This window comes from Gemmiger formicilis (genome assembly GCF_016900095.1).
Lineage (GTDB): Bacteria > Bacillota > Clostridia > Oscillospirales > Ruminococcaceae > Gemmiger > Gemmiger formicilis_A.
Window position 1 is genome coordinate 1 of the sequence record NZ_JACJJP010000039.1, and the last position, 25,113, is coordinate 25,113.

27 protein-coding genes are annotated in these 25,113 nt (G+C 59.3%); 16 read left to right on the top strand and 11 right to left on the bottom strand.

What is annotated here, in order from left to right; genetic code table 11:
- Window positions 1-171: 171 nt before the first annotated feature.
- The 3 genes from H6B15_RS13775 to H6B15_RS13785 are packed head-to-tail and all read right to left on the bottom strand — an operon-like array spanning window position 172 to window position 2,121.
- Window positions 172-669 (bottom strand): flavodoxin family protein, encoded by a 498-nt coding sequence (locus H6B15_RS13775; protein WP_204648580.1) that lies wholly within the window; start codon window positions 667-669, stop codon window positions 172-174.
- 58 nt (window positions 670-727) lie between these two features.
- Window positions 728-1,498 (bottom strand): hypothetical protein, encoded by a 771-nt coding sequence (locus H6B15_RS13780; protein WP_204648581.1) that lies wholly within the window; start codon window positions 1,496-1,498, stop codon window positions 728-730.
- A 47-nt stretch (window positions 1,499-1,545) separates the two neighbouring features.
- On the bottom strand, window positions 1,546-2,121 hold the full coding sequence (locus tag H6B15_RS13785) for a hypothetical protein (RefSeq protein WP_204648582.1): 576 nt from the start codon (window positions 2,119-2,121) through the stop codon (window positions 1,546-1,548).
- Between the two features lie 444 nt (window positions 2,122-2,565).
- On the opposite strand from H6B15_RS13785, the gene H6B15_RS13790 reads away from it, so the two are divergent.
- The 10 genes from H6B15_RS13790 (at window position 2,566) to H6B15_RS13835 (ending at window position 11,734) form a co-directional block, all read left to right on the top strand.
- Window positions 2,566-3,312 carry a sigma-70 family RNA polymerase sigma factor gene (locus tag H6B15_RS13790; RefSeq protein WP_345941999.1) on the top strand — a complete coding sequence of 249 codons (747 nt, stop codon included), beginning with the start codon at window positions 2,566-2,568 and terminating at the stop codon, window positions 3,310-3,312.
- Window positions 3,309-4,352, top strand: a complete 1,044-nt coding sequence (locus H6B15_RS13795; protein ID WP_204648583.1) for an anti-sigma-I factor RsgI family protein — start codon at window positions 3,309-3,311, stop codon at window positions 4,350-4,352. Before H6B15_RS13790 ends, H6B15_RS13795 begins: the two co-directional genes overlap by 4 nt.
- Window positions 4,353-4,467: 115 nt before the next feature.
- Window positions 4,468-5,622, top strand: coding sequence for a PepSY domain-containing protein (locus H6B15_RS13800; protein WP_204648584.1), 1,155 nt, complete (start codon window positions 4,468-4,470; stop codon window positions 5,620-5,622).
- Window positions 5,507-6,310 (top strand): polyphosphate polymerase domain-containing protein, encoded by an 804-nt coding sequence (locus H6B15_RS13805; RefSeq protein WP_243424430.1) that lies wholly within the window; start codon window positions 5,507-5,509, stop codon window positions 6,308-6,310. The genes H6B15_RS13800 and H6B15_RS13805 overlap by 116 nt, the downstream gene beginning before the upstream one ends.
- 24 nt (window positions 6,311-6,334) lie before the next feature.
- Window positions 6,335-7,006 carry a DUF4956 domain-containing protein gene (locus H6B15_RS13810; protein ID WP_204648585.1) on the top strand — a complete coding sequence of 224 codons (672 nt, stop codon included), beginning with the start codon at window positions 6,335-6,337 and terminating at the stop codon, window positions 7,004-7,006.
- Between the two features lie 4 nt (window positions 7,007-7,010).
- Complete coding sequence (locus H6B15_RS13815) at window positions 7,011-8,459, top strand: CotH kinase family protein (RefSeq protein WP_204648586.1); 1,449 nt, start codon at window positions 7,011-7,013, stop codon at window positions 8,457-8,459.
- Between the two features lie 254 nt (window positions 8,460-8,713).
- Window positions 8,714-9,037, top strand: coding sequence for a hypothetical protein (locus H6B15_RS13820; RefSeq protein WP_204648587.1), 324 nt, complete (start codon window positions 8,714-8,716; stop codon window positions 9,035-9,037).
- Window positions 9,038-9,119: 82 nt separating this feature from the next.
- Entirely contained in the window at window positions 9,120-9,419 is a 300-nt protein-coding gene (locus H6B15_RS13825) for a hypothetical protein (RefSeq protein ID WP_204648588.1), read from the top strand.
- Between the two features lie 29 nt (window positions 9,420-9,448).
- Window positions 9,449-10,249 carry a prolipoprotein diacylglyceryl transferase gene (locus H6B15_RS13830; protein WP_204648589.1) on the top strand — a complete coding sequence of 267 codons (801 nt, stop codon included), beginning with the start codon at window positions 9,449-9,451 and terminating at the stop codon, window positions 10,247-10,249.
- 357 nt (window positions 10,250-10,606) lie between these two features.
- A complete protein-coding gene (locus H6B15_RS13835; protein WP_204648590.1) occupies window positions 10,607-11,734 on the top strand; it encodes a 3D domain-containing protein in 1,128 nt (375 codons plus the stop codon).
- Between the two features lie 88 nt (window positions 11,735-11,822).
- Here the strand turns inward: H6B15_RS13835 and dapF are convergent, their stop codons facing one another.
- A complete protein-coding gene (gene dapF, locus H6B15_RS13840) occupies window positions 11,823-12,677 on the bottom strand; it encodes a diaminopimelate epimerase (RefSeq protein ID WP_204648591.1) in 855 nt (284 codons plus the stop codon).
- Window positions 12,678-12,860: 183 nt separating this feature from the next.
- Between dapF and acpP the strand changes: the two genes are divergently transcribed.
- From acpP to H6B15_RS13855, 3 genes are all read left to right on the top strand, one after another.
- Window positions 12,861-13,097: an acyl carrier protein gene (gene acpP, locus H6B15_RS13845; protein WP_204648592.1), complete on the top strand. Its 237-nt coding sequence runs from the start codon at window positions 12,861-12,863 to the stop codon at window positions 13,095-13,097.
- A 36-nt stretch (window positions 13,098-13,133) separates the two neighbouring features.
- Complete coding sequence (gene proS, locus H6B15_RS13850) at window positions 13,134-14,573, top strand: proline--tRNA ligase (RefSeq protein ID WP_204648593.1); 1,440 nt, start codon at window positions 13,134-13,136, stop codon at window positions 14,571-14,573.
- A gap of 90 nt (window positions 14,574-14,663) precedes the next feature.
- On the top strand, window positions 14,664-15,731 hold the full coding sequence (locus H6B15_RS13855) for a hypothetical protein (RefSeq protein ID WP_204648594.1): 1,068 nt from the start codon (window positions 14,664-14,666) through the stop codon (window positions 15,729-15,731).
- A gap of 51 nt (window positions 15,732-15,782) precedes the next feature.
- Here H6B15_RS13855 and H6B15_RS13860 read toward each other — a convergent pair whose 3' ends face one another.
- Genes H6B15_RS13860 through H6B15_RS13870 form a run of 3 tightly spaced genes read right to left on the bottom strand, consistent with a single transcriptional unit; the run spans window position 15,783 to window position 18,473 of the window.
- Window positions 15,783-16,331 (bottom strand): GNAT family N-acetyltransferase, encoded by a 549-nt coding sequence (locus tag H6B15_RS13860; protein ID WP_204648595.1) that lies wholly within the window; start codon window positions 16,329-16,331, stop codon window positions 15,783-15,785.
- A 12-nt stretch (window positions 16,332-16,343) separates the two neighbouring features.
- Window positions 16,344-17,783 (bottom strand): ATP-binding protein, encoded by a 1,440-nt coding sequence (locus tag H6B15_RS13865; RefSeq protein WP_204648596.1) that lies wholly within the window; start codon window positions 17,781-17,783, stop codon window positions 16,344-16,346.
- A complete protein-coding gene (locus tag H6B15_RS13870) occupies window positions 17,784-18,473 on the bottom strand; it encodes a response regulator transcription factor (RefSeq protein WP_204648597.1) in 690 nt (229 codons plus the stop codon). It abuts the gene before it with no gap.
- A gap of 193 nt (window positions 18,474-18,666) precedes the next feature.
- Between H6B15_RS13870 and H6B15_RS13875 the strand changes: the two genes are divergently transcribed.
- The 3 genes from H6B15_RS13875 to H6B15_RS13885 all read left to right on the top strand — a co-directional run bounded on the left by H6B15_RS13875 (window position 18,667) and on the right by H6B15_RS13885 (window position 21,018).
- Complete coding sequence (locus tag H6B15_RS13875) at window positions 18,667-19,044, top strand: PH domain-containing protein (protein ID WP_204648598.1); 378 nt, start codon at window positions 18,667-18,669, stop codon at window positions 19,042-19,044.
- Between the two features lie 142 nt (window positions 19,045-19,186).
- Window positions 19,187-20,317, top strand: coding sequence for a redox-regulated ATPase YchF (gene ychF / locus H6B15_RS13880; protein WP_204648599.1), 1,131 nt, complete (start codon window positions 19,187-19,189; stop codon window positions 20,315-20,317).
- Window positions 20,318-20,334: 17 nt separating this feature from the next.
- Window positions 20,335-21,018: a 5'-methylthioadenosine/adenosylhomocysteine nucleosidase gene (locus H6B15_RS13885; protein ID WP_204648600.1), complete on the top strand. Its 684-nt coding sequence runs from the start codon at window positions 20,335-20,337 to the stop codon at window positions 21,016-21,018.
- Between the two features lie 76 nt (window positions 21,019-21,094).
- Here H6B15_RS13885 and mgsA read toward each other — a convergent pair whose 3' ends face one another.
- The 4 genes from mgsA to H6B15_RS13905 form a co-directional block, all read right to left on the bottom strand.
- On the bottom strand, window positions 21,095-21,493 hold the full coding sequence (mgsA, locus tag H6B15_RS13890; protein WP_204648601.1) for a methylglyoxal synthase: 399 nt from the start codon (window positions 21,491-21,493) through the stop codon (window positions 21,095-21,097).
- A gap of 78 nt (window positions 21,494-21,571) precedes the next feature.
- The gene (locus H6B15_RS13895) at window positions 21,572-22,318 is read right to left on the bottom strand and encodes an AAA family ATPase (RefSeq protein WP_345942000.1); all 747 of its coding nucleotides are present in this window, start codon (window positions 22,316-22,318) and stop codon (window positions 21,572-21,574) included.
- A gap of 242 nt (window positions 22,319-22,560) precedes the next feature.
- Complete coding sequence (locus H6B15_RS13900) at window positions 22,561-24,384, bottom strand: peptidoglycan D,D-transpeptidase FtsI family protein (protein WP_204648602.1); 1,824 nt, start codon at window positions 24,382-24,384, stop codon at window positions 22,561-22,563.
- Between the two features lie 45 nt (window positions 24,385-24,429).
- A partial coding sequence (locus H6B15_RS13905) for a hypothetical protein (RefSeq protein ID WP_204648603.1) occupies window positions 24,430-25,113 on the bottom strand: 684 nt, incomplete at its 5' end.

Consider the following 25,113-nt stretch of genomic DNA (forward strand, 5'->3'; position numbering starts at 1 on the left):
TACATACGGCGTCCGCGCTGCCCAACTGGGAAAGCGCATGGTCAAAGTCTTTCCGGCTCCGCAGAGGAACCGTTTTTTTGACAAGGCCGGGAAGAAACAGCCGGAGGATACCGGAGAAAAATTGAGAAGCGACGCCTCTCTTTTTGGGGCTTGCATTGAGGATCAGCAGCTTCATGATATCGCTCCCCTGATCTGTGCTGGATTTTGGAAAAACAGCGTTTCCGCTTTTTCATATCCAAGATTGAGCCGGTTGCGCTCTGCAAGCTCTGTGGCAGTCTGCCGCTCCCATTCCGTAGAATCTCCGTAAAAGAGAACCTGCAGCAGCTTTCGCTGCGGGTAGCGCCCTATATGGTGGGTTTGGCCGCCCCGCCAGGTAAAGAAGGGGAGGGATACCCCAATAGCGCGGTCCAAAACAGCCTTGACGCCGGGGCTGTATCCGCCGTAACACAAACGGCTGATAATGATCAGCGGGTCGCTTTGCCCAATCCATGCGCCCGCATGTTTCAAGGAGTCGTCCATCACACAGAATCCGGTATTTTTCAGCCAGCATGCAAAGCAGCCACGGCACGGAGCATAATGGCCGTCCGCATTGAGAACAACAACATTTTCATCCGGAAGTTCAAAAGCAGAGGAGGTTTCTTTATTAAAATCATGGATGATCGTTTTCAAAATGCAATCCTTTCTTTTGTGACATTATCCCGGACAGGAAAGAGCGCCCGCTTGACGTTCAAGACCCGCTTTTCTCAGGGACAACCTTCGTAGCGATATCCGTTACGATACCGAAAAAGTCCTCCCTGCCCGGCACAACGCTGATGTCGATATATTTGCCTGGAACCATATGCTTAAGCATCTTGTCGTTTAGATAAAGGGTGCGGTTCATGACCGTGTCTCCCGCCGCATTGTCCGTGATCCGAACCGTCGCTTCCGCTTCCCAGTCCCCGGCTTCCTCTTTCCCGGTCAGCCGCAGGTTTTCCAGCAGCGCTTTTTTGACCACGCTGTTTCTGCTAAGCTCCATGCGCTGTTCATAGGTCAGCTCGCCCGGATGTTTTCGGCACTGGTAGCGGGCGATGCGCTCATTCAGCACATCGGCATCCGGATTATCATCCCCGATGGCATGGGAGCGGTCTGCCGGGTCATACCGGATGGAGAGCGGCGCTCCGACGGCGCACATGGGAAGCTGCGCCCTCGGGATGATTTCCGTCACGGTGGTATCAAAAAAAGTCCCGTCCTCGGCCAGTGCGTCCACCACGAAGCGAAACTCGGGATTGTCATTGACGCATCGTCCCGTATGCTTTGCGGAACGGATAAAACCCAAGGTCTTCACTGTGCGGGCATCCCTCCAGCGCTGCTCCTTCTCCCTTTTCCGCCTTTCGGATCTGGCCGGGAGCACAAATCCCAGCAGGATACACAGCGCAATGACCACCGCAGATATGATCACGGTGGCCCGAATCGGATTTTCAGCCATCCAGTTGAAAAAAAGACTCCATACGTTTTCCACGAAACGGTCAACCCCTTTCTCTGTATCAAACGGACGCCGTATTCCTCTTAACTGATGCCGGACGCCACGGAGGTATCCAGTACAAAAACAAAGAGATTTTCCCTGCCCGGGATGACGCGCACGTCCACATACCGCCCGGGAATCAGGTATTCCAAAGCCGTATTGGGTACATACAGCGTTCGCTCGAATGTATGGCCGCTCTGCTCCTCGCCGGCAAGCTGGATGGCCGCTTCTGCCTCATAGTCCCCGGCCTCTTCTTTCCCGGTCAGCCGGAAGCTTTTCAGCAACGCCTTTTTCATCACGCCGTTTTTTAACAGCTCCATCCGCTGTTCATAGGAAAGATCGCCCGGGTGCTTTTGGCACAGATAGCGGGCGGCGCGTTCCTGCGCCAGCGATTCATCCGGATGGTCGTCCCACACTGCCCGGATTCTGTCGTCCGGGTTATAGCGGATGGGGATCGCCCTGCCGGGAACCATACCGGCCATCGCCGTTATGGGGATGATTTTCCGCACGCTGGTCTGGAACACCGTTCCGTCCTCCGCCAGGGCGTCCAGTTCAAAAAGCAGCTGCGGGTTTTCGTTGACATACAGGCCGGTCTGCCGGGTGGAGCGGATAAATCCCACGGTCTGTACGGTGCAGGAATTTTTGCTGACATGCCCTTTCGTCAGCCTGCGGACTACGGTTAAAGACGGAATCGCAACCGCCAGGATGAAGATCACTGGAATGATCCAGTTCAAATTTGACAGCAGCCAGTCAAAGAAAGCCCCCGTAAAAAACACCTCCTCAATTAGGTACAACAATTCAGTATAATTATATCTTGATTCGTGTTTGGCATCTATCATGAGTAGGTTAAGCCTGCGTAAAATTATGGAATATGAAAGCGAAAACGTGCGGGAATGAAGAAGCGCCGCCTTCTTCCGTCGTTCGATTTACATCGATTTTACACAAATTTAACCCGTTTATGGTCGCGTCTTAATACTGATAGAGGTATCATTACATAATGGGATTTTATACATACAGGTTTTTGGTTTCGACCCCGTTTTTTTCAAAATAGGGACGTATTCTATATGCAGGAGGGGATTTGCCGCATGAACGATGCACATAAAATCGTAGAACAGGTCTATGCGGCCAAAGAAGACGTCCGGGCGGCGGATGACCTGATCCGCGCATACCTGCCCTTTATCAAGGCGGAAACGGCGAAGTTCTTAAAGCGTCCTCCCATAGAGGGGCAGGACGATGAGCTGAGCATCGCCATGATGGCCTTTCACGAGGCAATCGGCGGGTATTCCCGCACCAGGGGTTCCTTCCTGAAATATGCGGCCATGCTGATCCGAAGCCGCCTGGTTGATTACAGCCGCAGGGAACAGCGTCACAGCCGCGTCCTATCGCTGGATGCGCCGATAGGAGAAGAAGACGCAACTCTGGGAGAGACTCTGGCGGACGACAGGGAGCCCCACGAAGAGACGGCGTTGCGGGACGCGACCCGCGCAGAGATCGAGGAGCTGACGCGGCAGATGCAGGAATTCGGCGTCAGCCTAAGCGATGTGGCGGACAACTGCCCCAAACAGCAGCGGACGCTGGACGCCTGCCGGAGAGCATTGGAATACGCAAAGGGGAACCCGGAGCTGTTGGAGGACCTTTTAAAGACAAAACGCCTGCCCATCGGGCAGCTGGCAACGGGGAGCGGTGTGGAGCGCAAGACGCTGGAGCGGCACCGCAAGTATATGGTAGCCCTGCTTCTGATTTATACCAACGGGTATGAAATCATACGCGGGCATTTGAAACAGGTGATGAAAGGAGTGGCAGTGCGATGAGCTATCTGGTTATGGAATGCCACCCCGGCTATGCGGTTCTTCTGGATGAAGAGGGGCGCTTTTTGAAAGCGGCCAATCTGCGATACGAAACCGGGCAGACGGTGTATGATCCGGTGCTGATGAAGGAGACGCCGGAAAGGCAGCGGCATACCGTCCGGTGGATCAGCAGCGGCGTTGCGGCGATTGCAGCCTGTTTCCTTCTGTTCTTTGGCATCGGCTATTACCAGAATTATCTACAGCCCTATTCATCCATATATCTGACCATCAACCCGGAAGTACAGATGGAGCTGAACCGGCAAGGTACGGTTGTAGGGCTGACGGGGACGAATGAAGACGGGAAAACGTTGCTGGAGGGCTATGACGGAAAAGGAAAAGACAAGGTAACGGTTGCCGATGAGCTGATCGACCGCGCCATTGAAATGGGCTTCCTATCGGAAGGCGGCCGGGTTTCCTTCTCTATTGATTCCCCGGACGAAGTCCTGTTCCAGGAATATGGGACAGAGCTGCGCACCAAAGTAACAGAGTATTTGGACGGACGGATTACCATTACAATAGAAATTACGAACCATCAAGACGGACAGGGACAGGAAAGCCCGGAAAACAGCTCATCTTCGACCCCCTCTCAGCCGAGTTCTTCTCAGCCGGAATCCACACTGCCATCTTCGTCCGAGCCGTCCCGGCCGGCGGTTACCCCTCCGACGTCTTCCAACGCCACCGATTATGATGATACCGATTACGGCCCGAATAACGACGGCGTCACCGACTATACGCCGCCGGTCAGCAGTTCGCCGGCGTATACGGATACAGATTATGGCCCCGGAAATGACGGGGACACGGGTTATACACCGCCTTCCACCAGTAAGCCGCCTGCGGATACGGACTATGGTCCCGGCAGCGATGGGGTCACGGATTATACGGACGGGGACACCGATTATGATCCGGATCACAACGATGACGACAACGACGGCGACAGCGGCTATGACGACGATGATTCGGATGATGATTCAGACGATGACAACGATCCGGACGATGACGACTGAATTTTTCAAAAAAATTTTCCAGTTTACCCCGGTTTTGAAAACCCGTTTCCGTAATCTATGAGTGTAAGGCAAAACAAAAGCCACAAACAAACGGAAACCGAAAGGAGCAAATCATATGAAATTGAGAAGAAAACTTTTTGCAGCGGTCTCTTCCCTGGCTGTCGCCTCGGCAGTCCTTCTGACCGGATGCGGGGCACCGGCGCAGGAGGGAACGGCACTGAAGGAAACCGGTGTTCTCACCTTAAGCGTCAATCCGGAAATCCAAATCGAATACAACAGGGACGGCAAAGTCACCGCCCTGACCGGCCGGAACGATGATGGCAAGGGCATTGTGGAGGCCTATCCGGATTATATCGGAAAAGACTGCGAGGCCGTCCTGCGGGATCTGATTGTTGAGATCAATGAGGCGGGTTACTTTGTGGATGACATTGACGGCAACAAAAAGAACATCGTCCTGCAGCTGGAGCCGGGCTCGGTACTTCCCAGCGACGATTTTCTGGCGGATATGAGCGCCAGCACGCAGGAAGCGGTCAAGGGATTGGAGATTTCCTCCGGCATCGTGACCATTGACGACGATGACTATGATCCCGCCTATGCCAAAGACGGCAAGCCGTCCCCCTACATCACGCTGGAAAAGGCGCAGGAAATTGCGCTTGCCCAGGCGAATGTCAATGCAGCGAACGCGGTATTTGACGATAAGGAATTCGACCACGATGACGGAACCCCGATTTTTGAGCTGGAGTTCATGGCGAACGGGAACGAGTACGAGTATGACATCCACGCGGTCACCGGCAAGGTTGTCAAGGCGGAACATAAGACTGCCGGCACGCAGGGCGGAACCCCGGCCACCGGCAGCGGTTCCACCAATTACAACGATACCGACTACGGCCCGAATAATGACGGCGTGACCGATTACAATGACACCGACTACGGTCCCAACAACGATGGCGTCACCGACTACAACGACACGGACTACGGTCCCAACAACGACGGCGTGACCGACTACAATGATACCGACTACGGTCCGAACAACGACGGCGTGACCGACTACAATGATACCGACTACGGTCCGAACAACGACGGCGTCACCGATTACAATGATACGGACTATGGCCCGAATAATGACGGTGTCACTGATTACAACGATACCAACTATGATGATCACGGCAATACCAATTACGGCGATACCAATTACGACGACGGCGGCAGCGATTACGACCGGGAAGCCGACGATGATTGGGACGATGGGGATTCCGGTTATGACGACTAAGCCGGAAAACGAGCTCCCCTTGCGGCATGAGCTGAAGCACCGGATCAACCTGCGGGAAGATCTGGTGCTTTCCCAAAGGCTCAAAAAGCTGTTTGCCCACGATAAAAACGCCGGGCCGGGGGGTACATACCGGGTCACCAGCCTGTACTTTGACACACCCTATGACAGCGCCCTGCGGGAGAAAATCAACGGGGTCAACCGGAGGGAAAAATTCCGGCTGCGGTATTACGGGATGGACACCTCTTTCATCCGGCTGGAAAAGAAGTACAAAATAAACGGCCTGTGCGGCAAGCGCAGCGCCCAGATGACGCAGGAACAGGTAAAGGAGTTGCTTTCGGGCAGCTCCGAATTCCTGCTGGATTCGGATGAACCGCTCTTCATCGAGCTTTACAGCAAAATCAAAGGGAAAGGTCTGTGGCCGAAGGCCATCGTCCGTTACGACCGGGAGGCTTTTCTCTATGCGCCCGGCAATGTGCGTATCACGTTAGATCGGGATATCCGCACCGGGCTTGGAAATGTGGACTTCCTGAATCCGGCGATTTTCTACATGCGCACAATGGAGCCTGGCACGGTACTGGAAGTCAAATACGATGCGTTTTTGCCGGAGCTTGTCCGCATGGCGGTGCAGGTACCCGGAAGGCAGGCTGCGGCCTGCTCCAAATACGCCCTGAGCCGGCGGTTCGATTAAAACCATCTGAGGAGGAAGGGCCTTATGACCTTTCAGGATATTTTCAAATCCAGCTTTCTGGAGAATATCGCCAGCATCTCCATACTGGACATGGTGATTGCCATGGTATTGGCCTTTCTGCTGGGATTGTTTATCTTTTTCATCTATAAAAAGAGCTACAGCGGCGTAATGTATTCGGCCAGCTTCGGCGTGACGCTGATTGCTCTGTCGCTTATTACCACCCTGCTGATTATGACGGTGGTGAGCAACATCGTGCTGTCTCTGGGCATGGTGGGCGCTCTGTCCATCGTCCGGTTCCGCACCGCCATCAAGGAACCCATGGATATCGCTTTCCTGTTCTGGGCCATTGCGGTAGGCATCGTGCTGGCCGCCGGCCTGATTCCGCTGGCGGTATTCGGCAGCATCTTCATCGGGGTGGTGCTGGTTGCTTTCTCCAAAAAGAAGACGGTGGATTCCCCCTATATCCTGGTGGTGCACTGTGAAAACAGCGGGATTGAGGAACAGGCACGGATTTTTGTGAAGTCCCAGGTCAGGCGGCTGAATCTCAAGAGCAAGAGCGTGGACAACGGCTGTGTGGAACTCAACTATGAGGTTCGTTTGAAAGAGGACAGCAGCGCCTTTGTCAACGAGCTGGAGGCCATGCCGGGCGTGTCCCGGGTGGTGCTGGTTTCCTACAACGGCGACTACATGGGATAACGCAATGGTAAAGTATAAGTATATCGACTGGATTTGCATCGGCGCGGCGGTTTTGGCAATCCTCCTCACTCTGCTGCTGATGTTCGGCGAACAGCTGGGGCTTCCCAAAGCCAGCGCCAACCCGGGATATGTGACACGGTTATTTGACGACAGCCGGGTGCACGTCATTGATATCCAAATTGCGGACTGGGGCGTTTTTATTGAGGACGCCGAACAAGAAGAATATGTGGCCTGCACCGTCGAAATCGACGGAGAAGCGTTTCATAATATCGGGCTGCGGGCAAAGGGCAACAATTCCCTGCGGCTGACGGAGGAATACGGGCTTTCCCGCTACAGCCTCAAGCTGGAATTCGACCAGTTCCTGGACGGCGGGAATTATTATGGGCTGGACAAATTTTCCCTGGACGCTTCCTTTCAGGACAACAGCTACCTGAAAACCTACATGGTCTACGATATGATGGCGTTCATGGGGGTGCCTGCGCCCCTTTGCAGCTATGTCTGGGTGACGGTCAACGGAGAGGACTGGGGCTTGTTCCTGGCGGTAGAGGAGCCGGAGGAAGCCTTTGCCCGCCGGAATTTCGGGAATGATCACGGGAAACTGTACAAGCCGGATTACCGTTCCCTGAATGCGGAAAACGCCGATGTGGCGTTGCGATATATCGACGATAACCCGGACAGCTATCCCGGCATCTTTGAAAACGCCAAATTCAAGGTATCGGAAGCCGATCAGAAGCGGATGATCGAAGCGCTGAAAACCCTGTCCACCGGTGAAAAACTGGAAACCGCCGTCAATGTGGACGAGGTGCTGCGGTATTTCACCGTGCAGGTTTTTGTGATGAACTGGGACAGCTATCTGGGCCATACCGTGCATAATTACTTTTTGTATGAGGAAAAAGGAATCCTCAGCATCCTGCCCTGGGATTATAACCTGGCCTTCGGCACCTATGCCCTGGGGATGACTGATCCTGTCAAAGATCCCAACATTCTTATTAACTATCCCATAAACACCCCGGCGGAAGGTGAGGTTATGCTGAACCGGCCGCTTTACCACAACCTGATGAAGCACGACGAGTACTTTGCCCGCTATCACGCCTATTTCGACAAGCTCCTTTCGGAATACTTTGAAAGCGGTCGGTTTGCAGTCACCCTCCGACAAACGGCAAAGCAGATTGCTCCTTATGTTCAAAAAGATCCCACCGCCTTTTGTTCCTATGAAGACCACCAGCTGGCGGTGGATACGTTGGAAGAGGTCTGTCTGCTGCGGGCTGAGAGTATACGCGGGCAACTGGACGGTGAAATCCCCGCCACCATCCGGGGCCAGCAGGAAAACCCGGATGCCAAGGTTGACGCTTCAGTAGTTAAATTGACCGATTTGGGAGATTTTGAAGATTTAGAGTCGGCAAAAGAGAGGCAAGATGCGGCTTTGAGGGACATAACAGGAAAAAGCACTTAGAACCGGAGCGTTCTAAGTGCTTTTTACAATGAAAGAGACTCGTTTTATTTTTCACGCGATTCATAGCATTCTGATAAACAAAATATATCCTTGACAAATCTCGTCTCAGAAAGAAATGGCATTCGTACATAACAGAAAAACCTTGCCTCTTCACACTCCCTCCACAGCCCTGAGCTGCCGTGGATAAGAAGCAGAAAAGAAGCAAGGCGCCTTGTAGATTTTGGCTGAAGTTGCGAAAACTTCTGCCTGAATGATTGCAAAATGCACGGTTCTGTGTTATTATTGCCTCCGGAAAACGCTCAAACCGAAGCAACCAGAACACATTTGCCGCACCGGAAAAAGTTCAGCAAGCGCTGATTTTTATTCGATTTGCTCAAAAAGCTCGGAAAACCGTGGTTTTCCGGGCTTTTTTCTTTTCAAAAGGGGTGACGTGTCAGTCCGATGGTCTGCCATCTGTTGGCTCTCTGCCGGCCGGAAGAGAAAACCGGCGGCCAAGCCTGGAACTGCTGAAAAAACAAGGTTGTAAAAATGACGCTGCATTATCAAAAAGCGTGGGAGGATCATTGACGCAAATATAAGAATGTGTTAAAATTATGCTAATTTCAACAAAATTTTCTGGAATTTGATTTCTATTCAGTGGATACTTAGGAGGAAATCATCATGAACAATCAGGAGATTCCCGGCAAGAGCGCTGCCATCGCCAGCCTGGTTTGCGGTATCGTTTCCATCGTGTTCTGGTTTTTCGGTACAACCTCATTTCTGTCCCTGATTCTGGGCATTGTGGGGTTGGTTCTGGCCAACAATTCCAAGAAGGCCGGATATAACGATAGTCTGCGCACGGCCGGATTTGTGTTGAGCCTGCTGGGCACCATTTTCGGCGCGCTGATTTTTGTCAGCTGCATTGCCTGCGTCGGCATTGTGGGGGCGGCCGGCGGTCTGAGCGCTCTGGGCGCGTACTGATCCCGGCGGTCAGGGTTGAATGAATCGCCATGCTGCCTTACATTCATCTCATCAACCGGGATGTGCCGGTTTATGGTCTGCTCATGGCGGTGGGGGGCGTACTGGGATGGCTTCTCAGCCTGCATCGGGCACAGCGCCATGCGCCGGAGCTGCCCCGGGAATCGGTGACACGCTTTTATCTTATTTTTCTGGCCGGTGCCCTGGTCGGCGCCAAGGTATATGCCCTGATTCTGGTCTGGCCCAGCCTGAAAAGAAATTTTTCGCTGTTGTGGACAAATCCGCAGCTATTTTTGCAGATGTACTTATACGGCGGTATGGTTTTTTACGGCGGTCTGATCGGCGGTGCTCTGTGTGTGGCCGGGCTGCTGCTGTCCCGGTCGGTGCGCTTTTCCCAGCTGGAAACGGTCTATCTGCCTTGTGTACCGCTGGTGCATGGAATCGGCCGGATCGGCTGTTTCTGTGCCGGCTGCTGCTATGGCGTTCCCACCGACAGCATTCTGGGGGTGGTTTACCCGGCCGGCGGGGCGGCACCTTCGGGAATTCCCCTGATGCCGGTGCAGCTGTTTGAGTCCGCTGGGGATTTTGTCCTTTGTGCGGTGCTCTGTCTGCCCTTTTACCGGCAACCGGGGCGCAGGCTGGCTGTCTATCTGCTGGGGTACGGATGCCTGCGTTTTGCCACGGAATGTTTCCGCGGCGATGCGGCGCGCGGGCTGGCCGGACCTCTGTCGGCGGCCCAGTGGATCAGCATTGTATGTATAACTGCCGGGGGAATCACCACCCTGGCACTTGGCTTCCGGGCACTGCAGCGACGGCATGGCAGGGCCGGGTGACCTGAAACAAAAATTCTGAAACCGTGGAAGGAACGATCCTTCCGCGGCTTTTTTTGTGCGGAAGCGGAACAAAATTCACCGGATTTTTGGGGCAAAGTCTGTGCAAAAGCCCGATCCCAGGTGAAAAATCTGTCGAAGCTATGGACAACCCCGCAAAAGTGAAGTATAATAATCCGGAACTGTTGTCAGGTGTAACAGCCTGGTAAATACAAGAACGTACGCTTTTTTCGCGGCATTTTTGCCCCGGCACAGGGTGTCGGCCTCCGCGGCCGGCACTTTCCTTATGCGCCGAAAAAGTTGTAAACATCCGGTGTGCCGCCCTGCGGCGCCCAAAGCCCAAAAAAGGCAGGAGCAACCATGTTATCAGTCAAAACCCGGGAACATATCCGCCGTCGCCTGGAAATCCTCGGCCCCCACTGTGCGGTGCTGTTGTGCGGGGCGGTTTCGCTGGGAGCGGCGCTGGCCGTGGTCAGCGACAGTCTGCGCATTGTGGAGATCAGCGACACCCACGGCCAGAGCGGCGTGATCGTCACCTGTGCCACCGATGTGAACACCCTGGTGGACCAGGCCGGCCTGGCCGCCCCCAGCAGCCAGGACGAGCTGGAAATTGTGGAGAGCAACGGCCGGGACCGCATCCACGTGCTGCGGGCCTTCACGGTACCGGTGACTGCGGACGGCACCACCACCGACCTGGTGGCCACCGACGAGACGGTGGGGGAGCTGCTCTCCGAAGCCGGCATCGAGGTGCGGGACCAGGACATTGTGGAGCCCGCCCTGGATGAGGAACTGGAACGGGGAGACAGCGTCACCCTGCAGCGTGTGGATTATGTGGAATACGCCACCGAGGAAGCCGTTCCCATGGAAACCGAATATTGCCAGACCAGCCTGTATTACCGCAACCAGGACAAGCAGACGGTGATGGAGGAAGGCCAGGACGGCCTGGATCAGGTCACCTGGCGGGAAGTCTGGGTGGACGGCGAACTGACCGAAACGACGGAGGTGGGCCGGGAAACCCTGGTGGAAATGCAGCCCACCGTGATCAAGTGTTACGGCGAAGGCGCCCCGGTGTCCATCTTCCACGGTCCCGAGGTGGTGGACGGCGTCCCGGTGGAGGGCGTGACCACCGTCTACCGCGGCCAGCGTTCCACCGGCTATTCCGCTTCGCTGACAGCCAAGGGCGCCTCCGGACAGCGGCTGACCTACGGCACCGTGGCGGTGGACCCGTCGGTGATCCCCTACGGCACCCTCTTGTACATTACCTCCGATGACGGCCGGTTTGTGTACGGCTACGCTTACGCGGCGGACACCGGCACCGCCATGATGGCCGGCCATGCCTTCATCGACCTGTATTACGAAACCTACGACGAATCGGTGACCAGCGCGGTCATTCCGGTGACGGTGTACGTCATTGACGATGAGACCGCCGCCGCCTACGAGGAAGAAAACGACGCCATCCGGGAAGCGGACCTGGCGGAACACCATTGATTCTTTCCCAAATCGTAAAAACTGCGGCCCCGCACCGGCATGTACCGGGCAGGGCCGCAGTTTTGTTACCTTTTATATAGGGATGTGCTCAGACTTCCACCCGGCCCACAAAAGCCGTCTCGGCAGGGCCGGCCATCTGGACCGCGTCATCGGCGTCGATGGTGATGGACAAGGTGCCGCCCAGCAGTTCCACCTGGACGGCCTCGTTCCGGGGGCAGATCCCCCGCAGAACCATGGCCGCCACGGTGGCGCAGGCGCCGGTGCCGCAGGCCAGGGTCTCGCCGCTGCCCCGCTCCCACACCCGCATGACCAGGTGATGGGGGTCCCGCACATACACAAACTCGGTGTTGGTCCCCTCGGGGAAGGCGGGGTGCCGCTCAAAGGCAGGGCCGATGTCGGCCAGCGCCGACCCCGTGGGCAGGGTGTCGGCGTCCGGCCATACAATGACGCAATGGGGGTTGCCCATGCTCACGCAGGCCACGTCCCAGCTCTTGCCGGCGGCCACCAGGTCGGCGTGGACCAGCGGCCCGGCGCCCAGCCCTACGGCGGGCAAGGCGTCCGGGTTGGCATCAAACCGTCCCATGTCCGCCTGCCACATGCCGTCTCCCAGGCGGCGCAGGGTCTTGCGCCCGGCCATCAGGGTGTCGATCTCGATCACGTCCTTGGCCATGCCGTGCTCATACAGGTACTGCGCCACGCAGCGCACCCCGTTGCCGCACATGCGGCCCTCGCTGCCGTCGGCGTTGAACATCCGCATGGTGGCGTCGCCCCCGGCCAGCACCGGCGGGCAGATGCAGATGATGCCGTCCGCCCCGACGGAAAAATGCCGGCGGGACAGTTTGCGGCTCCATTCCGCGATCTCTTCCGGCAAACCGGTCTCGCGGCAGTCCAGATAGATGTAATCGTTGCCGCAGCCGTGCATTTTGGTGAACTCCAGTTGCATAAAAGGCCCTCCTGTATCGTTGCTCTCCTTCTATCATATCGCTTTTGGGGGCGGCGTACAACCATTACACCACAAAAAACTGCCCGGGCGCTTGACAACCCGCATGGGATACGATATAAAATTACATGAAGACTTGCATTCTGCCCGCAGCGTGGGCAACCATAGATTGAAGGAGAGTTTAGAATGGAATCCGAAGTTTTTGAACGCATCCGCGAATATCTGGCTGACCAGCTGGATGTGGAGCCTGAGAAGATCACTCCCGACAGCGACATCGTGGAGGATTTCGGCGCCGACAGCCTGGATGTCATTGATATGATCACCACCCTGTCCGACGAGTTCGGCGTGGAGATCCCCGACGAGGAGATCGAGAACTTCCACACCGTGGGCGATGTGGTCAGCTATGTGGAGGAACGTCTGTAATCTTCCGTAAAATTGTAGAAAGTGTGAGGAAAAGCAATGGCAAACGATAAGAAAAAGATGGTCGAAGCCATCACCGCGCAGGAAGTGGATTTTGCGCAGTGGTATACCGACATCTGCACCAAGGCCGAACTGGTCGAATATTCCAGCGTGAAGGGGTTTGTGGTTCTGCGCCCCTATGGCTACGCCATCTGGGAGAACATCCAGAAGAATCTGGACGGCCGTTTCAAGGCCACCGGCCACGAGAACGTCGCCATGCCTATGCTGATCCCCGAAAGCCTGCTGAAGAAGGAGGGCGAGCTGGTCAACGGCTTTGCCCCCGAAGTGGCCTGGGTCACCACCGGCGGCAGCGAGCCGCTGGAAGAGCGTCTGGCGGTGCGTCCCACCAGCGAGACCATGTTCTGCGACCACTTTGCCCATGTGCTGCAGAGCTACCGTGACCTGCCCATGCTGTACAACCAGTGGTGCAGCGTGGTCCGGTGGGAAAAATCCACCCGTCCGTTCCTGCGCACCCGCGAATTCTGGTGGCAGGAAGGCCACACCATCCATGAGACCGCCGAGGAAGCCAAGGCCGAGACCGAGCAGCAGCTGAACTGCTATGCTGATTTCTGCGAAAACGACCTGTGCATCCCGGTGCTGAAAGGCCGCAAGACCGACAAGGAGAAGTTTGCCGGCGCCGAAGCCACCTACACCATCGAAGCCATGATGAAGGACGGCAAGGCCCTGCAGAGCGGCACCAGCCACTACTTCGGCGACAAGTTCTCCCGCGCCTATGACGTGACCTTCACCGGCCGGGACAACACCCTGCAGTATCCTTTCCAGACTTCCTGGGGCGCTTCCAGCCGCCTCATCGGCGCCATCATCATGACCCACGGCGACGACGACGGTCTGATCCTGCCCCCGGCCATCGCCCCGGTGCAGGTGGTCATCGTTCCGGTGGCCGCCCACAAGCCCGGCGTCACCGAGAAGGCCCAGGAACTGGCTGCGGCCATCGGCAAGTATGCCCGCGTCAAGCTGGATGATTCCGACAAGGCTCCCGGCTGGAAGTTTGCCCAGTGGGAGATGAAGGGCGTGCCCCTGCGCCTGGAAGTGGGCCCCCGGGACATCGAGCAGGGCCAGTGCGTGCTGGTCCGCCGCGACACCCGCGAGAAGCAGTTTGTCAAGTTCGAGGACCTGGAGACCGCCATTCCCGCCGCGCTGAAGGCCCTGGCCAAGGACCTGTACGACCGCGCCCTGAAGAACCGGGAAGCCCGTACCGTCAGCGCCACCACCATGGAAGAGGTCAAGGCCAAGGTGGCCGAAAAGACCGGCTTTGTGAAGACCATGTGGTGCGGCGATCTGGCCTGCGAGGAAGCCATGAAGGAGCAGGCGGGGCTGTCCAGCCGATGCATGCCCTTCGAACAGGAGCACCTGTCCGATGTCTGCCCGGTCTGCGGCAAGCCCGCCAAGACCATGGTGGTCTGGGGCATCGCCTATTAAGTTCGCTTTTGGCAGCGCCCGCAGGGGCGCTGCTTTTTGGTTTGAGGGGCCTTTGCGCCCTGTGTAGTTTTCCGGAAAGGTCGTTGCCGCATGTTTCTGCTTGTGACCCTGGGGGTCTATGCCGTGGGGCTGATGTTCACCGCTGTGGGCAGCCGGCTGGCCGGGCGCTGCGCCACCTGGTGCTGCGCCTTGTGCGGTCTGCCCATGTGGGTGGTGTCCGGCACGGTGGCCTCCCTCAGCGTGGCCATGCCCCAGCTGGTGCTGGCCTTTCTGGCGTCGGGGCTGTCCATCACCTCCATGGCGGTGGGGGTGGCCCTGGCCGGGGCGGTCATCGACCTGGGACTGGTACTGGCCTTATGTCTGCTGCGTCGGTCGGTCACGGTGGACCGGGGGGAATTCTGCCGCAAATGTGGCATCCTGCTGGCCGCCTGCCTGGTGCTGGAGCTCTTTGCCGGGGACGGCGTGCTCACCCACACGGGGGCGGGGCTTCTCATGGCCCTGTTTGTGCTGTTTGTGCTGGAAAGCATCCTCTACCAGTACCGTCTGGCCTACGACGAGGGCCTGGAACCCATCGGGGTGGGCAAAAAGCGCCTGCCCCGCAGCGCCGCCGTGCCTGCCATGCAGACCATGGCGTTTCCGGCCATGAACCTGACCAACAGCATGAAAAACCTCTTCGGCATGCTGTTCGGGGCGGCCCTGCTCACGGTGGGGGCCTGGGCGCTGCTGTACAGCGCCACCGTGCTGGCCAACATCACCGGCACCATCCAGGCCTTGTGGGCGGCCACCCTCATCTCCTTCGGGTTCAGCCTGCCCCTGCTGGCCGAAGTTTTGCACCATCCCTTCGGCTCGGTGTGGAAAAAATTCGCAGTGCGCTGCCGGGTGTATCCCCCGGCGGCCCTGCCCATGCAGATGCTGAACAGCGCCATCCTCAGCCTGACCTTTGTGCTGCCCCTGTGCAGCCTGACCTACCGGGAACATCTGCCGGTGGGGGCCCAGTTCCGCCGGTATGATATGCCCGCCTGCGTGGCCCTGGGGCTGATCCTGCTGCTGCCCGCCCTGCTCAAAAAGCGGCTGTACCGCTGGCAGGGGGGCCTGTGCCTGGCCGTGTATCTCATCTATCTGGCGGCGGTGCTCCTGGCCCCGCTGGCCGGTGCCTGACAAAATACAAAACCGCCCCGGGAAGAGATTCCCGGGGCGGTTTTTTTACCGTTACAGTGATTTTGCCATCCAGCAGGCGTCGGCGTAGCTGCCGTCGGCGTATTTCATGTTGTGGGGCAGGGTGCCGCAGACCGCAAAGCCCAGCCGCTCATACAGGGCTATGGCGGGTTTGTTGTCGGCCATAACCGTCAGTTCCGCCTGCTCGTACCCGGCGGCTTTGGCCTGGGCCAGCAGGGCGGTCATCATGGCGGTGCCCATGCCCTTGCCGCAGAATTTCCGGTACAGGGCAATAGACACATCACACCGGTGGGCCACCCGGCGGAAGGGCCCCAGGGAGGCCAGGGCGCAGCTGCCCACCAGCTCGCCCTCGTAAAAGCCCAGCAGCATCAGGTCCCGGGGCGAATCCGCCCGACTTTGCAAAAACTGCCGTTCCTGTTCGGGGGTGAAGCTGCTTTCCCCCGGTTCCCGCAAAAGATAGGAGGTCTCGGCGGTGGTGGCCTCCAGATAGGCCAGCACCGCTTCGGCGTCCTCGGGCCCGGCGCTGCGCAGGGTCAGGCTGCTGCCGTCCCGCAGGGGGACGACGGTTTCGGGATACCGCATACAAACCTCCTCTTATTCCCCCTGTCCCACAGGCAGGGTAAAGGTGAACCGGCACCACTTGCCCTGTTCGCTTTCGGCCTTGATCTGGCCGCCGGACAGGTTGATGAGCACCTTGCAGATATGCAGGCCCAGACCGCTGCCCCGGGTGTTCAGGCCGCGGGACCGGTCCTCCTTGTAAAAACGTTCAAACACAAAGGGCAGGGCTTCGGGGGAGATGCCTTCGCCGGTGTTCTCCACCGCCACCACCACCATGTTGCCGTCCCGCTTGACCGAAAAACGGATCACGCCCTGGGGCGGGGTGAACTTGATGGCGTTGTCCACCAGGTTGTACACCACCTGGTGGATCAGGTCGGGGTCGGCGTACACCGGCTGGCGGGCCGGCTCCAGCCCCTGGATGTCGATCTGCCCGTCCTCGATGCGCTTCTCGTCGGAGAGCACCACGTCGGTGATGGTGTCCCAGATGTTGCAGTTGCGGGCCTGGAACTTGTATTCGCCGGATTCCAGCTTGGTGATGTCCAGCATGTTCTGCACCAGCCGGGCCAGACGTCCCGTCTCCTGGGAGACGATGCCCAGATAATGCTTGTACTCCTCGGCGGGGATGGTGCCGTCCAGCATCCCGTCAATAAAGCCCTTGATGCTGGTCATGGGGGTGCGCAGCTCGTGGGCGATGTTGCCCATGAACTGGCCCCGGGCGTTGTCAATGGTCTGCAGCCGGGCCGCCATGTTGTTGAAGGTGGTGGCAAAATCGGCCAGCTCCTCACAACCGTCCACCGGTGCCCGGGCGGTGAAGTCGCCGCTGCCCAGCTGGCGGGCGGCTTCCCCGATCTGCTCGATGGGGGCGCTGATCTTGCGGGCAAACAGGATGGAAATAGCGCTGGCAAACAGCAGGATGCCCACCGCCGACACCAGGAAGATGCTGAGCAGATCGCTCACATACTGGTGCAGCGCGTCCATGGAGGTGGCCACAAACAGATAGGCGTTGGTGGTGGGACCTTCGATCAGCCGCCCGGCGGTGTAATATTTGGTGCTGAACACCCCGTCCAGGGTATCTTCACTGTAATAGTCCACCCCGCTGTTCAGCACGTCCAGCACCTCGGGGGATACGGATTCCCCGGTCAGGTCGGCGGCTTCGGTGTGCAGGATGATCTTGCCGGTGGGGTCGGTGATGAAGATGACCGCATCGGCGGAGGTGTGAAACAATTCAAAGCCGCTCTCGATGTTCTCTTTCAGCGCTTCGTCGGTGATGGGCTGGGTCACGTCGCTGCCTTGCTCGGCAAAGCGTTGGCTCAGGGCGGTGGCGCCGTCCAGCACGCTGGTCAAAGCGCTCATCCGCTCGTTGGAAAAATAGGCGATGGACAGGGCGCTCTGGATGCCGCACATCAGTGCCAGACTCAGCAGCAGGACCATCGCAATGCTGGTGAACAGCTCACGGCTGATGGTTTTGCGATGCACTTATTCCTTCACCTCGAACTTGTATCCCACGCCCCACACGGTTTTCAGACACCACTGGTCGGAAGCCCCTTCCAGCTTTTCCCGCAGACGCTTCACATGCACGTCGATGGTGCGGGAATCGCCGTAATACTCAAAGCCCCACACCTCGTCCAGCAGCTGGTCCCGGGTGTATACCCGGTTGGGATGCCCGGCCAGGCAGGCCAGCAGTTCCAGTTCCTTGGGCGGTGCATCCACCACCTTGCCCTTGACCTTCAGCTCGTACCGGTTCATGTCCAGGTGCAGGTTGTCAAAGCTGTACACGCCCTTGTCCTCCTCGCCGGGCACGGCGCAGCGGCGCAGCACCGCCTTGATGCGGGCGGTGACTTCCTTGGTCTCAAAGGGCTTGACGATGTAGTCGTCGGCGCCCAGTTCCAGGCCCAGCACCTTGTCGTAGGTTTCGCCCTTGGCGGTCAGCATGATGATGGGCGTCTTGTGGTTCTGGCGGATGCGGCGGCAGACCTCCCAGCCGTCCATATCCGGCATCATCACGTCCAGCAGCACCATGTCGGGGTGCAGTTTGTCAAATTCCTGCAAGGCCGTCTTGCCGTCGTAGGCCAGCGTCACCGCAAAGCCTTCCTTGACCAGATACAGCCGCAGCAGTTCGCAGATGTTTTTGTCGTCGTCCACGACCAGAATCTTTTCGTTCGCCATTCCGGTATACCCTCCCAAAATATCATTGTTTTTATTATACGGGTCAAATGTTGAAAAATAAAGAAGAAACTACGATTTTTTCCGCCAATTCGGCAAAGGAACCGGCAAAGTTTTGCGGGCGGGCTATCGGAAGGCGCCCGCATATGGTATACTGGACCCAAAGAAACCACCCCGCAGGAAAGGAGAGATCACCATGGCCGAACAAAACTTTGTCTGGCAGGACCGCAAACGCATTCTCTTCGGTCTGCCGTTCACCTTTACCACCTATCATCTCACCCCGGAAAAGCTGCTCATCCGCAGCGGCATCCTGAACACCCAGGAGGAGGAAATCCGCCTGTACCGCATTATGGACGTGACCCTGCGCCGTTCGCTGTGGGAACGGCTGTTCGGGCTGGGCACCATCCACTGCTGCTCGGCGGACAAATCCACCCCGGAATTCGACATCCGGTGGATTCCCCATTCGGCCGATGTGAAGGAACAGTTGTCCAATATGATTGAGACCGAACGGGAAAACAAGCGGGTGAGCAGCCGGGAATTCATGGCCGATGAATCGGACGAGGAGATGCTGTAAAGTCCGGTGCGCACAGCACCAGCCAGGCGGCGGGGAAGACCCCGCCGCTTTTTGTCTGCCCGCCCCTTGCCTGCCGGGCCCGGGACGTGTATAATAAACACTGGTATAAAATGCATCAGTACGCCAAAGGAGCGAATTGTATATGAAACTCGGTATCGTCGGCCTGCCCAACGTGGGCAAGTCCACTTTGTTCAACGCCATCACCTCCACCCGCAATGCCCAGGCGGCCAACTATCCCTTCTGCACCATCGAGCCCAACTCCGGCATCGTGGCGGTGCCGGACCCGCGGCTGGACAAGCTGGCCGAGATCTGGAAGACTGACAAAAAGACCCCCGCCACCGTGGAGTTCGTGGACATTGCCGGCCTGGTCAAGGGTGCGGCTTCCGGTGCGGGCCTGGGCAACAAGTTCCTGGGGCATATCCGGGAATGCGACGCCCTGGTGCATGTGGTGCGCTGCTTTGACGACGACAACATCGTCCATGTGGTGGAGGATGTGAACAAACCCGAGAGTGTGGACCCCATCCGGGACATCGACGCCATTGATCTGGAACTGATCCTGTCCGACCTGGAAATGGTCAACAACCGTCTGGGCCGCCAGCAGAAGGCCGCCAAGACCGGCAACAAGGCCGCCGCGGCGGAAGCTGCCTGGCTGGCCGACCTGGCCGCTCATCTGGAAGCCGGCCAGCCGGCCCGCACCTTCGCCTTCGACGAGGAGGACACCGCGCAGCTGGCCGCCCGCAAGGAACTGGGTCTTTTGTCCGCCAAGCCGGTGATCTACGCCTGCAACGTGGGCGAGGACGACCTGCTGGGCGGGCTGGATGCCAACCCCTACTACCCGCTGGTGGTGGCCCGGGCCGAGGCTGAAGGCGCCCAGGCCATGCCCATCTGTGCCAAGACCGAGGAGGATATCGCCGATTCCACCCCCGAGGAGAAGCTGGCCTTCCTGCAGGAGATGGGCATTGAAGCCACCGGTCTGGACAACCTGATCAAGGCCAGCTACAAGCTGCTGGGCCTGATCAGCTTCCTCACCGATGGCAAGAAGGAATGTCGCGCCTGGACCATCAAGGCGGGCACCAAGGCCCCCCAGGCCGCCGGCAAGATCCACTCCGACTTTGAGCGGGGCTTCATCCGCGCCCAGGTCATCAGCTACGACGAGCTGGCCGCCGACAACTTCGACTATGCCGCCGTCAAGGCCAAGGGCAAGCAGCGCACCGAAGGCAAGGACTATGTGGTGCAGGACGGGGACATCATCGAGTTCCTGTTCAACGTCTGATTAAAGGAGAGAGAACCATGATCATCGGCATTATGGGCGCCATGCCCGAAGAAGTGGCGCAGCTGTGTGAAAAGCTGTCCGATGTACAGCAGGAGACCTACGCCGGGGTGGAGTATTACCGCGGCAGCCTGGCGGGCAAGCAGGTGGTGGTCTGCTGCGCCGGCATGGGCAAGGCCAACGCCGCCGCTACCACCCAGGTGCTGGCCGGCCGTTACGGCGCCGAAAAGATCATCTTTTCCGGCATTGCGGGCAATATGACCAGCAAGATCGGCATCGGGGATGTGTGCGTGGGCCGCACGGTGGTCTACCACGACGCCCAGAACGACATGATCTGCCAGAGCGCGCCGTTTTTGCAGGAGTTCCCCGGGGACGAAACCCTGGTCAATGCCGCCATGCAGGCCTGTGAGCGCTGCGGCGTCAAGGCCATTGCGGGCAAGATTGCCACCGGCGACACCTTTGTGGGCGACGCCGAGACCAAGCGCCTGATTGAGGAAAAGTGCCACCCCGACTGTGTGGAGATGGAAGGGGCGGCGGTGGCCCAGATTGCGGCGCGCAACGGCGTGCCCTGCGTGATCCTGCGGGCCATGAGCGACAACGCCGACGAGGACGGATACGAAGTGCTGGTGGTACGGGATTTCAGCATTGCCGAGTACGTGCGCACCGCCACCGCCATTGTGGAAACCATGATCGAAAGCCTGTAAAAGCACAGATTCATACAACAAGGGCCCCCGACCGGTCAGCCGGTCGGGGGCCCATTCTCTTATTTTTCCTTTTGGGTTACGGGTTCAGGATGGTGCGCCAATCCAGGTCGCCGTGTTCCAGGCCGTGGATCAGCACTTCGGCGGTGGCGATGTTGGTGGCCACCGGAATGTTGTGCACGTCGCACAGACGCAGCAGGTTCATCTCGTTGGGTTCGCCGGGCTTGGCGGTGATGGGATCGCGGAAGAAGAGCAGCATGTCCACCTCATCACAGGCGATGCGGGCGGCAATCTGCTGGTCGCCGCCGTGCTCGCCGGGCATGAAGCGCTGCACCTCCAGGCCGGTGGCCTCGGACACCAGCCGCCCGGTGGTACCGGTGGCAATCAGCCGGTGCGACGCCAGAATGCTGCGGTACGCAATGCAGAACTGCACCATCAGTTCCTTCTTGGCGTCGTGGGCAACCAATGCAATCGTCATAACAAACCCCGCTTCCCTCATGCCAGCGGCATGATGAACAACATAAAAATCTCGATCAAGCAAACCCCCTGAACGGGTTCAACCGGTATACGTCAATGGAATCCGTCGCCCCAGGATCCGGCCGGCCATGGCGGCCCCGGCTTTCTGGGCGGCACAACCTTCGGGCAAAGCCTCGCCCTGGGCTCCGGCCAGCTGCAGTTCCCGGCTTTCGGGAATCACAGCCAGCAGCCGCACCCCCACGGTGTCGATACATTCGTCCAGATCGAACACCGGCGCGCCCCTGGCAAAACTCTGCCGGGTCACCCGGTTCATCACCAAACGCACGTTGTCCTGGGGATGCCCGCTCTCAATCAGGGCATCCGCCACGATCCGCCCGTCGCGCAAAGCCACGGGGTCAGGGGTCAGCACAATCAACGCCTGCTCCGCCAGCTGGGCCGCTGCCTGAAAAGGGGCCCCCATCCCGGCGGCGGTATCAAACAGGATAAAATCAAAGTATCCGCGCATGGCCAGAATCAGGGAGGCCAGGGGCGCGGGGCGGACTTCGCCGCCCTCATAGGGGGCGCTGATGACCGAAAGCCCCGGATAGATGGGGCTGGGCACAATGGCTTTGTCGCCCTGACAGCGGCCGCACAGCACATCTTCAATATCATACACCGTCTTACCGTACACACCGGCAATCAGGTCCACACTGCGCAATCCGGAATCCAGCTCAATGAGCAGCACCCGCTGCCCCTGCCGCGCCAGCTCGGCGCCCAGCAGAACAGAGGTGGTGCTTTTGCCGGTGCCCCCCTTGCCGGAACAGATCATGATGGTTTGTGCGTTCACGTCAGCGGGCCTCCGGTTGGTTTTTGTGGAAATGATGCAAAGAAGAGCGCCCCCGCATGGGACACGATCTGACCATACATGGGGTTATCCTTTATTATTCTAGCACAAGACAAGACCCCCGACAACTGTTTTTTTGATAAAAATTGGACAATATTTTTGCACAAAATCACGGCGCGCCGTCCCGCTTCTGCACGACGGCGCGTTGAGTTTTGTACAAATCACGCTTTTTTGTTTGGCTGTCTTTACCCGCATAAAGCGTCGGCAATGGCCCGCATCACCGGGGCGGCGTTGGCACCGCCGCCGCCGTATTCCAGCACCACCGCCACCGCGTACCGGGGGGCCTCGGCGGGAAAGTACCCGATGAGCACCGAGTTGGTGTAGTATCCGCCTCCCGGCATCCGCTCGGGGCGCTGGGGGCTGCCGGTCTTGCAGGCCAGGGTGACCGGGGCTTCCCGCAAGGCGGACAAAGTCTGGGCCATCAGCATCATGCCCTGCCGGATGGGCCCGAACACCGCCTCGCCCCCCGGGGCTTCGGCCATGGTGGCGGGTTCAAACTGCCACAGCGTTTCTCCGTCGGCATCTACCGCCCGGTCCGCAAAATGCAAAGCGGGGCGACGGCCGTCGTTGGCCAGGGCAGCGGCATAGGCCGCCAGCTGAAGGGGTGTCACGGCGGTGTTGCCCTGCCCGATGGCCGCCTGCAGAGCCAGACCGTCCTGATAGTTTTCGTCGCTGGTCCAGGTCAGCCGTCCCGCTGCCGCGGGCAGTTCCACGCCGGTGTCGGCCCCCAGCCCCAGCAGCTGGGCGGTGGCGGAGAAGGCATCCACCCCCAACCGGCGTCCCACATCGTAAAAGTAGATGTTGCAGCTGTGCTGCAGGGCGGTGAGCAGACTCACCGGCCCGCTGTGGCTCAGCTGCAGGCAGCCGGGCTGATACCCGGCGTAGTAGGTGTACCGGCCGGTGCAGTTGACGGTGTCCTTCACCGTGATGACCCCCGCCGCCAGGGCGCTGGCCGCCACTGCCGGCTTGAAGGCCGAGCCCGGGGCGTACAGCCCGGCACACACCCGGTCCAGCAGGGGAGCGCCGCTGTCCGCAGCCAGGGCGGCGTAGTCGCTGCGCCAACTGTTCAGGTCGTATCCCGGCCAGCTGGCTGCCGCCAGTACCCCGCCGTCGGTCACATCCACCACCACGGCGGCGCCGGCGTTGCACTCCCGCCCGGCTCCCGCCCCGGCGGTGGTCTGCAGGGTGCGGATGCGCTCCTGCAAGGCGCTTTGCACCGTTTGCTGCAACCCGGCGTCCAGGGTCAGCACCAGATCAGCCCCGGGTTCGGGCGTTTTGGCCACTGTCTCGGTGCGGGTGCCGTCAAACCCCGCCGATACCCGCACCGAACCGCTTTGTCCCCGCAGCAGCTCGTCGTACACCTGCTCCAGCCCACTCTGGCCGATCTCCGCGTTCATGGCCACCCCCGCCCGGGACAGGGCATAGTCCTCCGCCTGCCACTGTTCGGCGGTGATGGGCCCGGTGTCTCCCAGCGCATGGGGCAGAAGAGTGCCATCCGGCCAACTGCGGGTGCCCCGGGCCACCAGCCGCACCGCCCCGCTCTGGGGCAGGCCGGTGGCGTACAGGGCCGCCGCCCGGGCACCGTCCAGCCCGGTGGCCACCGTCAGTTCCCCGGCGCTGGCCACAGAAAAAAAGGCGGCGAGTTGTGTTTCCACATCCTCGCCGCTGGGGTCAAAGCATTCATATTCCTGCAGGGTCTGTATGGTCCGGGTCAGGTCGGTGCCTTCCGGTGCGGGCAGACAAAGGTTCAGGTCGTACACCGTTTGGTCCTGAGCCAGCACGGTGCCGTTCCGGTCCAGAATGTCCCCCCGGGCAGCGGGCAGCTCCACCCGGTAGCTGGTCTGGCTGGCCTCGGCCACCTTCTGGGCGTAGTGATCGGCCATGGCAAACTGCATCCAGGCCAGCCGCACCGCAAACAACACAAAGACCGCCCCGCAGATCACCAGCAGTACGGTCAGGCGTTTCTTGCTCGGCGAGTTTCTGCGCCGTTTGCCCATGGGTTCCACCATCCTTTTCTTCGGCTATTATACACAGCAGGGGACAAAAATGCAACATCAGTCCCCGTCATCCCCCGCCGGAAGGAACAAAACCGCCCCGCCGGTGTCGCCAGTGTCCTGCAGCGGAGCCCATTCGGTCAGGCCGGTGTCGTCAGGGGTGGGGGCCTGGGCCAGGGTGCCTACCCACAGGCCGTCGGAGGTGGAGACCACACCCCCCGCCGGCAACCCGCAGTTCCGCGGCAGACCGGTCAGCACCAGGTTGCCACCCTCCCGCTGCACCACACCGCAGCAGGCCCCCGCCAGCACAGCCGCCGCCCCCCGGCCGGTGCCCACCGGGTCCACCCGGCTGCGGGTGTCGTCAGCCTCACACACCACCCCGGCCAGGCGCCCCTGGTCGTCCAGCACCGGGGTGCCGGGGGCAAACTGTCCGGCCAGGGTCACGCTGCCGTTCAGGTCCCGGGCCATCACCCGCACCGGCTGCCAGCCGCCGCCTTCCGACCGTGTTGGACTTTCCAGCAGGGTGCGCAGGGCCTCGTTCTCCGCCTGCAAAGGGGCGGCGGCCGCCAGTTCCCCGTGCAGCAGGGCGTTGCGGCGGCGCAGGGCCCGCAGCCGGTCGGTGTAGCCGGGCACAAAATGCTCCGCCAGCTGGGCGTCCACCCAGCCGGGCAGCCCGGACAGCACCGCCCACACCGGGCCCAGACGCCCCCGCAGCCCCCAGACGCCCGCCGCCAGCACCAGCAC